Genomic DNA, 12,103 nt, shown 5'->3' on the forward strand with positions numbered 1-12,103 from the left:
TGCCCGGACAGGGCGCATTCAGTCGCCCGCAGAGCCGTCGGCTGCTGCAGCGGGGGCCTTCCGCACCTCAGCAGGCTTCACGTCCCTGGCCTTCTTGGCGTTGAACTTCTTCTGCCTCGGATCGAACGCATCGCGAAGTCCGTCGCCGATGAAGTTGATGCTGAGGCAGATCAGGACAATGAAAAGCCCGGGGAACCAGAACAGCCATGGCCGGGTGGCAAATGCTTCCTGGTTTTGTGAGATCAGCAGGCCCAGTGAGGTGTCCGGGGATTTCACGCCGACGCCGAGGTAGCTCAGGGCCGTTTCCAGCAGGATGGCAGCGGACATGGTCAGGGTCACGTTAACGATCAGCACACCGATGGCATTGGGCAGGATGTGCTTGAAAATGATCCGTGAATTGCTGGCGCCCGAGATGCGTGCCGCATCGACGAACTCCCGCTCACGCAGCGTGAGGAACTCCCCGCGCATCAGCCGGGCGAGGCCAACCCAGCTGACGAGGCCCAGGAAGATGCCAAGGATCAGGATGCCGTTGCTGGCCGCGAACCCCGAAAACCAGCCTCCCTGGTCCCGGCGGTTGACGCTCTGGGCGACTACGGCGGCGAGCAGCAGCACGGGGATGATGATGATGACATCGGTGATCCGCATCAGCACGGCCTCGACCCAACCTCGGAAATAACCCGACAGGCCGCCCACCACGGTGCCGAGCAGGCCGGCGATGGTCCCGATGAGGAGCATGATGATGATGGACTGCTGGGCTCCACGCATGGTCATGGCGAAGAGGTCGCGGCCGATGCGGTCCTGCCCGAACGGGTGTTCGCCCCAGGCCAGCGGCCACAAGGACGCGGTCGGAACGCCGTCATTGACGAGTGGTGAGACGTCCAGGTGGTTGTATTTCCACCAGCCCGGAATTCCGGCCCAGCCCACTGATGTGAACGCCATCAAAAAGATGATGGCAAAAATGAACAGGCCGGCAATGGCTCCGCTGTGGCCCAGGAACCGCTTACGTACTATTTGTCCCTGGCTCAGCCCCTTTGCGTCCGGTTCAAGGGACGCACCCGGCGGCCTGGGGTGTGAGTGCTCGGCGAGGAATTCTTCCTGCTGGGTTGGCTGGCTCATGCCTTAATCCTTACGCGGGGATCGAGTGCGGAATACGCAAGGTCTGCGATCAGGTTGAACACCATCGCGGTCACTGCCACGCATACGAATACGCCCATGACCGGGTTGGGGTCCGTATGCATGATGCCGTCCAGGAAGAGGAAACCCATGCCTCGAACGGAGAACACGGTCTCCGTGATGACGGCTCCGCCTATGAGCGCCCCGATATCAAAAGCAACGATGGTGGCAATGGGAATCAGTGCGTTGCGGAACGCATGTCCCATCACCACGGACCGTTCAGAGAGGCCCTTGGCCCGGGCTGTCCTGATGTAGTCCATATTCATGATTTCCAGCATGGACGACCGGGTGAACCGCGTGTAGCTTGCCAGCGAAACAAGGATGAGGGCCATGGTCGGGAGAATCAGGTGGGTGAACGTGTCCAGTGTCAGGATCCAGAAGTCGCCCTGGATGTTGGGGGTGCCCGCACCGATGGTGGCGATCGGCCTGCCCCGGACCCTGCTGTTGCTGAAGTAGCTGGGCCAGGCCTGCATGAAGCGGTCCATGAGGACGAGCCCGCCTACCAGGAAGGAAGTTATGCCGGCAGCCCGCATGGACTGGCCCCGGTCGTAGCCGCCCATCAGGTAGCCCACGGCTACGCCCACGCCGATGGTCGCGATGCCCAGCAGGACGATCATGACGGCCGTCGCCTGGTTCAGGAGCGGCTGGACCGCGAAGTACGCCACCAGTCCAACTGCCACAACGATCAGAGACGCTTGCAGCGCCTTCCGGTTCTTGAGCCCCGCCACCAGGAGGGTGACGGCGAAAGCGAGGCCCACCCCGGCAATTGCTATGACCACCGGTCCAAGGCCGGGGTTCCGGAACCACTGGACAACAGAGAAATAGATCAGGATAAGGCTGACCGCGAGGAACACGGTACCGCCTGACACGATGCGGCGGCGGGCTGCCCCGCCTACGGCAACGGCAACGATCAGGCCGGCGATGGCCCCGATCCCGAGTGCCACCGGCAGCGGAATCTCAGGATTGCGGAGAAAGTCGTTGAAACCGATGGCCCCGTATTCCTTCAACAGCACTGCAACCCAGAAGATGGGGAGCGAGAAGAAGAGGAAGGCCATGAACGTCACGCCGTAGTCCAGGGCACTGTACTGCCGAAGCGCCGTGATGATGCCCAGGGCAATACCGATGAGGATTGCCAGAATCGTGGCGCCGGTGACAAGTGTCAGGGTTTGCGCCAGGGCAAATCCGAGCGCATCGGTAATCGGCTGTCCGGCGATGTTCTTTCCGAGGTCACAGGAGCTGCCGAAAGGGACCAGGCACCTGGCTGCTCCGCTGAGCCACTTGAAGTACCTGAGGGGTGCCGGAGTATCCAGGTCAAGGAGCTGGCTGCGTGAGTCCATGAGCTGTTGTTTGTTCGGAGCGCTGCTGGCGCGGAACTCCTCCAGCGGATCCCCCGACGACGCTGTCAGGAGATACACGAGGAATGATGCCCCGAGAAGTATGAGTGCGGCCGTAATCAGTCGCCGGACGATGTACGTCACCATGGTGGAAAGCCTCGATATCCGGGCCGGGATCTCACCGCGCCCATCGCAGAATCAGTCCGGCTTCCCGAGTGAGGTGGGCGGAAAGCCGGCGGAGTGCCGGTGCTGCCGGCGAAGGCGCCGGGACGTTCGTGCATTTGTCCCGGCGCCTTCACCTGCTGTTTGCTCGTTGAGCGGGGGCTCTACTTCTCAGCCCACTCCCAGAAGTTCCACCAGACACCGGTCTGGTTCGGCATGAACTTCACGCCCGTGATCCGGTCGCTGTAGGCGTCAACTCCGACGGACTGGAAGAGCGGAAGGCCGTAGGCGGACTCCCAGATCTTCTTGTCAATCTCCTTGCTGAGCTCATCCTGCTTGCTGCGATCGGTGGTGACGATCAGCTCGTCCATCAGCTTGTCAGCTTCCGGATCGCTGAACTGGTTGAAGTTCGATCCGTTGCCGCTGCGGAAGATCTGCGGTACGCCGGAAACGCCGACACCCGGGTTGATCCAGCCGAAGATGGTGGCATCGTAGCTGCCGTCGCCGAGGGCCTTGCCCCAGTCAGACTTGCCAAGGCCGCCGTCAACGATCTTGAAGCCGGCCTTGGTGGCCGACTCGCGGATCAGGGAGAAGGCGTCAACGCGGTTGGGGTTGTCCTTGTTGTACATGATGCGGATCTCAGGCGTCTTGCCGGCGAGGAGCGCCTTGGCACCGTCGATGTCCACGTCCTGGTATGCGGAAGAACCGTTGTTCTTGACCGAATCAGCGTAGGCCGCCTGGGCAGGAACGAACAGCTGCGAGTCCAGCGGCTTGGCCTCCGGGTCGAGCTTCTTCACGATCTTGTCCACGATGTCCTTGCGCGGGACGGTCTTCATGAACGCCTCGCGGACGCTCTTTTCGGCCAGGGGACCCGAGTAGTTCAGGTCGATGTGGTCGTAGGAAAGCTGGTTGCCCTGTTCAACGGTGACACCCTGGCTTTCAAGCGCCTTGAGCTGCTCGATGGTATCTGCTGAGGCCTGCGGAGCAATGATGTCCGCTTCGCCGTTCTTAAGTGCCTGCACCTGCGCCGGCGCCGAACCGATGTAGCGGACCGTGATTTCGTCCAGGCTGGCTTCCGGGCCCCAGTTGTAGTCCTTGTTGCGGACCATCGTCAGGGACTGGTCCTGCGTGACGCTCTTGACGATGTACGGGCCGTTGGACAGGAAGAGGCTCGGGTCAGACGGCAGGGTCTTGGTGTCGAAACCGGTGTTCCAAAGATCCGCCATGGCCTTCAGCTTCTCGTCGGCCGGCTTCGGGGCCTTGGGATCACCCTTCGGCTTCTCCTTCAGGTAGTCCACCAGAGCCTGCGCGTCGGTCAGGCCGGCTTTCTTGGCCAGGACGTGCGCTGCGATGTCGATCCCGGGACCGCCAAGGATGGTTTCCCAGTCAGCGAAGGGCTTGGAGTACTTGATGGTCATGGAACGGTTGCTGTCACCGATTTCGGGGAAGTCAGTGAGCTTGAGACCGGTGGGATCGCCGGCGTAGGAGAAGTAGGATGTGCCGGTCTTCGCCTCGGAGTCGGCATCGTCATAGTAACCCGAGAAGGCCGTCCATTGCAGCAGGAGGTCAGCCGCCGTTACCGGCGTACCGTCGGACCATTTGACTCCCTCATTGATGGTGTACTTCACCGTCAGGGGATCGTCGGAGGTCTTTTCCATCTTGCCGAACTTCTCGTTGCGTACAACGTTCAGCTGGTTGTCGATGTAGTAGAAACCCGAGTGGGTGGCATAGCTGATCTTTGAGTTGATGTCCGTGTTGCCATCGGCAGTGTTCGGATTGAACGTGTTGAACGCGTTCACCTCGACCACCGTGGCTGAACCACCCTGTTTGCCGGCAGTAGCGCTTGACGGGGTTGTCCCGCCGCTGTTGCCGGCGCAGGCGCTGAGAGCTAGCGCGGCAGCAGCCGCGACGCCTACCGCTTTGGAAATACGACCTAAGCGCATTCCGCCTCCTATGTTTCTGTGGTGTTGAAAAGACCGCCGCTGTAGGCGCCGGCCAGACCGCCCATTCCCCCAGTGAGAATGTGGCTCGTCTCACATGAGCAGTAGCCTAGACCCGAAAAGAATGCGCATGGGACCAAAGTTGCCCGTGAGTAAAGGTTGTTACCGAGCTGCAACAATGGACAGGCGGAACCGTTTTAATTCTTAAAGAAGCCGGGGGCGGAACACCAGCCCGGAGGGCGGGTCCAATCACAACAAAAGCCCCGATTCTATGGAATCGGGGCTTTCACCGTTAATGCTCAATCACTGACTTTTGGGTGCTGCTGCTACACGTTGAAGCGAAACTCCACCACGTCGCCGTCGGCCATGACATATTCCTTGCCTTCGATGCGGACCTTGCCGCGGGCCTTTGCCTCGGCCATGGAACCGGCCTCCATGAGGTCGTCGAAGGAGACGACTTCGGCCTTGATGAAGCCGCGTTGGAAGTCGGAGTGGATCACACCGGCGGCCTGCGGTGCCGTGTCACCCTGGTGGATGGTCCAGGCGCGTGTCTCTTTGGGTCCTGCCGTCAGGTAGGTCTGCAGCCCGAGGGTGTGGAAGCCGACGCGTGCCAGCTGGTCGAGGCCCGATTCGTCCTGGCCGTTCATTTCCAGCATCTCGCGGGCTTCTTCCTCGTCCAGTTCCACGAGGTCTGATTCAAGCTTGGCGTCGAGGAAGACGGCGTCCGCCGGGGCAACCATCGCCCGCAGTTCTTCCTGCTTCCCGGGGTCGCCGAGGATTCCTTCGTCAGCGTTGAAGACGTAGATGAACGGCTTGGCCGTGAGCAGGCCGAGCTCCTTGAGGTGCTCCATTTCGAGCTTGTCACTCTTGATCGAGGAGAAGATGGTGTCGCCGCGTTCGAGCACGGCCTGCGCCGCCTTGATGGCGGCCAGTTCGGCCGCGTCGCGCTTCTTGATCTTGACTTCTTTTTCGATCCGGGGAATGGCATTTTCAATGGTCTGAAGGTCAGCCAGGATCAGTTCGGTGTTGATCGTCTCCATGTCCGAGCGCGGATCCACCTTGCCGTCGACGTGGATGACGTCGGGGTCATCGAACACGCGGACAACCTGGGCGATGGCCTCGGCCTCACGGATGTTGGCGAGGAACTTGTTGCCCAGGCCTTCGCCCTCCGACGCACCCTTAACGATCCCGGCGATGTCGACGAACGACACCGGAGCAGGCAGCAGTCGCTGGGATCCGAAGACGGCGGCCAGCTTGGCGAGCCGCGGGTCCGGCAGGTTGACCACACCGACGTTCGGCTCAATCGTGGCGAACGGATAGTTCGCCGCGAGCACCTGATTGCGGGTCAGTGCGTTGAAAAGGGTTGATTTGCCGACGTTGGGCAGTCCGACGATGCCAATAGTAAGAGCCACGAGCACTAATTCTACCGGCAATCGGGCCGGAGCCCTGCGTCCGTTGGTTCCTGATCGCCCCGGACCATGACAGGCGAGTGCGTCTGCGCCAAAAATGTCAGGGGCCCGTGCCAAAGTGAACACATGGACGCTTTTGCACTGATACTTGCCCTGCTGATGCTGATTCTCGGCGCCGTGATTGGCGCAGCCTGCACCTACGTGGTGTTCCGGCGGCGCAGCGTGGCCCTGGAGCAGGACTTCGACGGCGTTTCCGCCCGCCTCTCGGAGGTCAGCGCCCAGTTCGCGGCGGCCGACGCCGAGCGGCGCCTTTTGTCGGCACAGAACCGGGAGCTGGGCGAGTCACGCAATCAGGACGGCAGCGTCCTTCGCGCCCTGGCGCCTGTGGCAGAGAAACTTACGGCGGTGCAGCAGCAGGTGTCCCTGCTTGAACGTGACCGACTGGAGCAATACGGGCAGCTGGCACAGCAGCTGCAGGAGGCCCGCCTCTCCGACCAACAGCTTCTTCGCTCAACCCACGCCCTTGAATCCGCCCTGCGCTCCAACAGCGCCCGCGGTCAGTGGGGTGAAGTCCAGCTCCGCCGCGTCGTGGAAGCCGCAGGCATGCTCCGCCATGTGGACTTCCACGAGCAGCAGCACAGCGCCGGTGCGGGGAACGCCGTCCGGCCCGACCTCGTGGTCCAGCTTCCGGGCGGGAAGCAGCTTGTGGTGGACGCCAAGGTGCCCCTGGCGTCGTACTTGGAGGCCCAGGACCTGGGCTCCTCGGCGGGGCAACAGCAGACCGGGCCGGCGCTCACCGGCCAGAACGCGCTGCTGGCGGCACACGCCAAGGCGTTGAAATCACACGTGGACGCCCTGAGCACCAAGAAGTACTGGGACATTCCGGGCAACTCGCCGGAACTCGTGATCTGCTTCCTGCCAGCGGAATCCATCCTGGCAGCCGCGCTTGCGGCGGATCCCGCCCTCTTGGACTACGCCCTGAACAAGAACGTGGTGCTCGCGTCCCCCGGCACCCTCCTGGCCGTCCTGAAGTCAGTGGCGTTCACCTGGCGCCAGGATGTCCTGACAGACAGTGCCCGCGAGCTCTTCGAGCTGGCACGGCAGCTCTACGAGCGGATGGGAACGCTCGGTGAAAACGTCACCAAGCTGGGGTCCTCGCTGAAGACTTCCGTTGACCGCTACAACTCCATGGTCGGAACGCTCGAAGCCCGTGTCCTCCCCACCGCACGGAAACTCAACGCCCTCGAGGCCGAAGGACTGACGACGCCGCCTGCGATCGAGGTGACTCCCCGCTCCGTGGCAGCACCGGAACTCCAGTCGGAGGAGTCCGCCGCCTAGTCGGCAGCCGGACAGGAACCAGCCGGGAGTACGTCAGGCCCGCGCGCCTCGTCCGCCGAGGGCGCGGGTCACGTCGCCGGACTTCTTGAGCGTTGCGCGAAGCTCCTTGGGCAGGGAGAAGAGCAGGTCTTCCTCCGCTGTGACCACTTCCTCCACGGTGCCGTAGCCGTAGTCCGCAAGGAGCCGGAGCACATCCTTGACCAGCACCTCCGGAACCGATGCGCCGGAGGTGACGCCAACCGTGGCGACGCCCTCGAACCACGCCTCATCCACTTCGTTGGCGAAGTCGACGCGGTAGGACGCCTTGGCACCGTATTCCAGTGCAACTTCCACTAGCCGGACAGAGTTGGAGGAATTGGCCGAACCCACCACGATGACCAGGTCGGCCTGCGGGGAGATCTTCTTAATGGCCACCTGGCGGTTGGTGGTGGCGTAGCAGATGTCGTCGCTGGGCGGGTCCTGCAGCGTCGGGAAGCGTTCCTTCAGCTGCCGGACTGTTTCCATCGTTTCATCCACGCTCAGTGTGGTCTGCGACAGCCAGATGACCTTTTCCGGATCCCTGACCGTCACCTTATCCACTTCGTGCGGGCCGTTGATGATCTGGATGTGCTCAGGAGCTTCACCGGCCGTGCCCTCAACTTCCTCGTGGCCGTCGTGGCCGATGAGGAGGATGTCAAAGTCGTCCTTGGCGAATCGGACGGCTTCCCGGTGGACCTTGGTGACCAGCGGACAGGTGGCATCAATGGTCCGCAGGCCACGGTCCTCTGCCGACTGCACCACTGCGGGCGATACCCCGTGGGCCGAAAAGATGACCAGCGCACCTTCGGGGACCTCATCGGTCTCATCAACGAAGATGGCGCCCTTCTCCTCAAGCGAGCTCACGACGTGAACGTTGTGAACGATCTGCTTACGGACGTACACGGGCGGACCATAGTGTTCCAGTGCCTTCTCAACCGCAATGACTGCCCGGTCAACTCCGGCGCAGTAGCCGCGCGGAGCTGCGAGAAGCACTTTTTTGGGTCCGGGCACCGGGGCCGCAGCCAGCACGTCCTCAGGCGATCGGCGCCTGCGTGGAATTGACGGCATGGGGATGGAGACAGCTGAGGTGGTCATTGTTCAATGCTACCGGGAACGCTGGTCGCGTCCGGTGCCCGCGCCGACGGCGCCAGCAACGAGGCGGAGAATGACACCCGCCACCATGAGGACTGCGCCGGCAATGAGCGCCGCCACGATCCACTGCCCGAACCGTTCGGAGGATGCCGCGACGAATTCGCTTTTGAAGATGTCCGCCACCTCGTTCCCGCTGGCTGTCCCGCCCACTGCGAGTCCGGCCGCGTCTGAGCCGAGCTTCCAAACCGCCGCCAGCACCAACGCCCCGGCTCCCGTGCCCACCAGCACAGTCCAGCGGCGGCGTGCGGCAATGAGGGCCAGCAGGAAGGCGATGGCGGAGCCGGCGGCCACCGGCCAGCCCATGGGGGCGTACGCCGAAACCTGGTCCACGAGTTGACGCTGGCTCGGCTGTCCTATGTTGATCAGAGTCTGATCCGGCGCGTCCAGCGGAATATTCATAGCTTCCGAAATCTGCTTGGTCAGCAGGCCAACCAGGGGCGCCACATCCAGGGTGAGGGACGTGGACGGTTCCGCCTCCGTCGAGGCGGCCCCGGAAGCCGGGAAATTGAGCCGGTGGCTCTTCCCCAGTGTCTCTTCCCAGGCTGCCGGATAACCGGGGAGCGTCGTCAGGGATTTGGCGGCTGAGTCGAGGATCGGCTGCACCAGTTCCGTGAACGGCTCAGGAATGCGGCCGGCCGGATCGATGCTGCCAACTGCTGCCGAAGCCAGCCGTTCCTGGAAGACGGTGTCCTTGCCCAAGGGAGCGGCGAGGGAAACGAAGCCGTCCTCCTGCACAATGTTCCGGTCAACCCAGATGGCTGGAACAGCGACGGCGGCCAGCAGCAGTCCAAGGATGACGGCGGCAGCTGAGACAAAAGTGCGCAAGGGATTCCTCGGTTGTGGTTGGCGGTACTGCCATCCTAGGGGTGCCGGCAGGGAAGCAAAAAATGTCGGCTGACAGTGGTAGAGCTATGGATAGAGTTGATTTGGTTTGATGCCAGTCCGTTTTTGAAGCACTGCCACCCGCAAAGGATTCCCATGCCCAAGGCTCCCTTCCCGTCACGGTCCGACCGTGCCTGACAATGTGCCCGCGGCCAGCACGGTTCCTGCCACGGCTGCCGAAACGAGCCCGGACAATCCCTGGCCCCTGCAGTTACTGTCCCAGAAGCTCAAAGCCCACATCGACCGGACTCCCTCCGCCTGGGTCGAAGGCCAGGTCATAGAGTTGAACCGCCGCGGCGGCAGCGCCTTCATGACACTCCGGGACGTGGACGCCGAAATTTCGCTGCCTGCGTCCATCTGGTCGAATGTGCTGGATCGCCAGGACGTTCCCCTGGAACGGGGTTCCAGGGTGGTGGCACTCCTGAAAGCCGAGTTCTGGCTGAAGACCGGACGCCTCAACATGTCGGTGAAGGACATCCGGCCGGTGGGGCTGGGAGACCTGTTGGCGCGGATTGAGCGGCTCCGCCACGCACTTTCCATGGAAGGGCTCTTCGCGGACTCCCGGAAGAAACGCCTCCCGCTCCTCCCCCACCGGATCGGCCTGATCACCGGACGCGATTCCGACGCCAAGAAGGACGTCCTGCGCAATGCCGCCCTCCGGTGGCCCGCGGTCGAATTCGAGATCCGGGAAGTAGCTGTGCAGGGAAACACGGCTGTTTCCCAGATTATGGGCGCGCTGCGGGACCTCGATGCCGACCCGCATGTTGACGTCATTGTGATTGCCCGCGGCGGCGGTGCGCTTGAGGACCTCCTGCCCTTCAGCAATGAGGATCTGATCAGGGCAGTGTCCAATGCCTCGACGCCGGTGGTCAGCGCGATCGGCCACGAGGCGGACCGTCCCATCCTCGACGACGTCGCTGACCTGCGGGCCTCCACGCCCACGGACGCGGCAAAGAGGATTGTTCCTGACGTCGTGGAGGAGCTCGCCCGGGTACGGCAGGCCAGGGACCAGCTCCGGCGCGGCGTGAACCGCCTGGTAGAGCGGGAAGCCGACCGGCTGGCCTCCCTGCATTCACGGCCCGTGCTCGCCGCGCCGGAGGTCATGGTCAGCGCCCGGGCCGAAGACGTGGCCCGGCTCAGCAGCCGCTCCCGTGCAGCCATCAGCACGGCAGTACTGAGAGGGGCTGACCAGATCCTCCATCTCCGCAACCAGGTCCGATCCCTCTCCCCACAACAGACGCTGGATCGGGGCTACGCAGTGGTGCAGGTCGCCGGGACGGCCCAGGCCGAAGACGCACCGCTTTCCGTCGTTCGGCACCCTTCGCAGGCTCCGGAGGGCTCGGATCTATTCGTACGGGTTGCCGGCGGGTCCTTTGCCGCCCGGTCCACGGGCGGCCAGCGAATAACCGATACCTAAACCAGCCCCGCGCCGGAGAAATCCCCCGTAGCGCCCATCCACTCATCACCAGCAGGGAGCAATCACATTGGCAGCAGAACACAACCCGAACGCGGACATCGAAGCGCTGAGCTACGAGGAGGCACGCGAGCAGCTTGTGGCTGTCGTGGGCAAGCTGGAAGCCGGCGGGGCCAGCCTGGAGGACTCGCTCGCGCTGTGGGAGCGGGGCGAGGCCCTTGCCAGACGCTGTGAGGAGTGGCTGGAAGGCGCCCGCAAGCGGCTGGCCGCCGCCCGTAACCAGGCCGGCCCGGAGTCGTAGGACCAGGGTCCCCGGGCCGTGTCCGTCAGGACCTTTCCACGAGGCTCCGCTCAAAGTCGACGTCGAATTCCGCAGCGGGCCATTCAAGGTGGAGGTCTTCCAGGGCCTGGAGCAGCAGTTGCTGCACGGCGATGCGCGCGTACCACTTCTTGTTCGCCGGGATCACATGCCAGGGCGCCACTTCGGTGTGCGTCTTGTCGAAGGCCGCCTGGAAGGCGGCCATGTAGTCGTCCCAGAAGGCACGCTCCTTCAAGTCGCCGCTGCTGTACTTCCAGTGCTTCGAAGGATCGTCCAGCCGGGCCAGCAGGCGGGCTTTCTGTTCGTCCCGGCTGATGTTCAACATCACCTTGACGATTCGGGTGCCGCTGGCTGAAAGCCTGGCTTCAAATTCGTTGATCGCCGTGTAGCGCCGCTCCAGCTCCTCCGGGGAGGCCCAGCCGTGGACGCGGTGGATGAGCACATCCTCATAGTGGGAGCGGTCAAACACGCCCACCATGCCGGCCGCGGGTACTTCCTTTTCGATCCGCCAGAGGAAGTCGTAGGACTTTTCCTCATCGGTGGGCGCCTTGAACGCCTTGAGCTGCACACCCTGCGGGTCCATGGCACCCACGACGTGGGCCACAATGCCGCCCTTCCCCGCCGTGTCCATAGCCTGGAGGATCAGCAGGACGCGCTTGGTGCCGCCGAATTTGGCTTCGGCGAACAACTTCTCCTGGAGGGTGGCAAGTTTGCCGTCGAGTTCGGCCAGGAGTGCCTGTCCGTCCGATTTGCCGCCAGGGTAGCCCGGAGTGGAGTCCGGATCGACGTCGGACAGCCTGAATCCGTCACCGGCCGCGAGGGTTCCCGAGGGGTGTTCGTCGAATGTTTCGATTCCTGACATGTGAAGCCTTCCGCCGATGTGCCGCCAGTCCGGAGCCCCGCTTCCTCGCGGCCGCGTCCGGCTGCCGCCGCCCGGGAGACACCGGGCGGCGCTGCTGCCA

Annotated in this window: 10 protein-coding genes; 3 read left to right on the forward strand and 7 right to left on the reverse strand. The window is 63.3% G+C overall.

Features of this window, described 5'->3' with window-relative positions:
* Positions 1-18: 18 nt before the first annotated feature.
* The 4 genes from ACSQ12_RS14685 to ychF form a co-directional block, all read right to left on the reverse strand.
* Positions 19-1,116, reverse strand: a complete 1,098-nt coding sequence (locus ACSQ12_RS14685) for an ABC transporter permease (RefSeq protein ID WP_436065871.1) — start codon at positions 1,114-1,116, stop codon at positions 19-21.
* Positions 1,113-2,654 carry an ABC transporter permease gene (locus tag ACSQ12_RS14690; RefSeq protein ID WP_436065872.1) on the reverse strand — a complete coding sequence of 514 codons (1,542 nt, stop codon included), beginning with the start codon at positions 2,652-2,654 and terminating at the stop codon, positions 1,113-1,115. Before ACSQ12_RS14690 ends, ACSQ12_RS14685 begins: the two co-directional genes overlap by 4 nt.
* 179 nt (positions 2,655-2,833) lie before the next feature.
* Entirely contained in the window at positions 2,834-4,612 is a 1,779-nt protein-coding gene (locus ACSQ12_RS14695; RefSeq protein WP_436065873.1) for an ABC transporter family substrate-binding protein, read from the reverse strand.
* Between the two features lie 323 nt (positions 4,613-4,935).
* On the reverse strand, positions 4,936-6,021 hold the full coding sequence (gene ychF / locus ACSQ12_RS14700) for a redox-regulated ATPase YchF (RefSeq protein WP_209743288.1): 1,086 nt from the start codon (positions 6,019-6,021) through the stop codon (positions 4,936-4,938).
* Positions 6,022-6,144: 123 nt separating this feature from the next.
* Between ychF and ACSQ12_RS14705 the strand changes: the two genes are divergently transcribed.
* Complete coding sequence (locus ACSQ12_RS14705) at positions 6,145-7,356, forward strand: DNA recombination protein RmuC (protein WP_436065874.1); 1,212 nt, start codon at positions 6,145-6,147, stop codon at positions 7,354-7,356.
* 33 nt (positions 7,357-7,389) lie between these two features.
* Here ACSQ12_RS14705 and ACSQ12_RS14710 read toward each other — a convergent pair whose 3' ends face one another.
* Positions 7,390-8,469, reverse strand: a complete 1,080-nt coding sequence (locus ACSQ12_RS14710; protein WP_436065875.1) for a 4-hydroxy-3-methylbut-2-enyl diphosphate reductase — start codon at positions 8,467-8,469, stop codon at positions 7,390-7,392.
* A gap of 9 nt (positions 8,470-8,478) precedes the next feature.
* The gene (locus tag ACSQ12_RS14715) at positions 8,479-9,351 is read right to left on the reverse strand and encodes a hypothetical protein (RefSeq protein ID WP_436065876.1); all 873 of its coding nucleotides are present in this window, start codon (positions 9,349-9,351) and stop codon (positions 8,479-8,481) included.
* A 187-nt stretch (positions 9,352-9,538) separates the two neighbouring features.
* Between ACSQ12_RS14715 and xseA the strand changes: the two genes are divergently transcribed.
* Together xseA and ACSQ12_RS14725 are read left to right on the forward strand one after the other, a co-directional pair.
* Positions 9,539-10,825 carry an exodeoxyribonuclease VII large subunit gene (gene xseA, locus ACSQ12_RS14720; RefSeq protein WP_436065877.1) on the forward strand — a complete coding sequence of 429 codons (1,287 nt, stop codon included), beginning with the start codon at positions 9,539-9,541 and terminating at the stop codon, positions 10,823-10,825.
* Positions 10,826-10,892: 67 nt separating this feature from the next.
* Entirely contained in the window at positions 10,893-11,123 is a 231-nt protein-coding gene (locus ACSQ12_RS14725; RefSeq protein ID WP_011692675.1) for an exodeoxyribonuclease VII small subunit, read from the forward strand.
* Between the two features lie 25 nt (positions 11,124-11,148).
* On the opposite strand, the gene ACSQ12_RS14730 is transcribed toward ACSQ12_RS14725, so the two are convergent.
* A complete protein-coding gene (locus ACSQ12_RS14730; protein WP_436065878.1) occupies positions 11,149-12,003 on the reverse strand; it encodes a polyphosphate kinase 2 family protein in 855 nt (284 codons plus the stop codon).
* Between the last annotated feature and the right edge of the window lie 100 nt (positions 12,004-12,103).

Source organism: Arthrobacter sp. LjRoot14 (assembly GCF_964253905.1).
GTDB lineage: Bacteria > Actinomycetota > Actinomycetes > Actinomycetales > Micrococcaceae > Arthrobacter.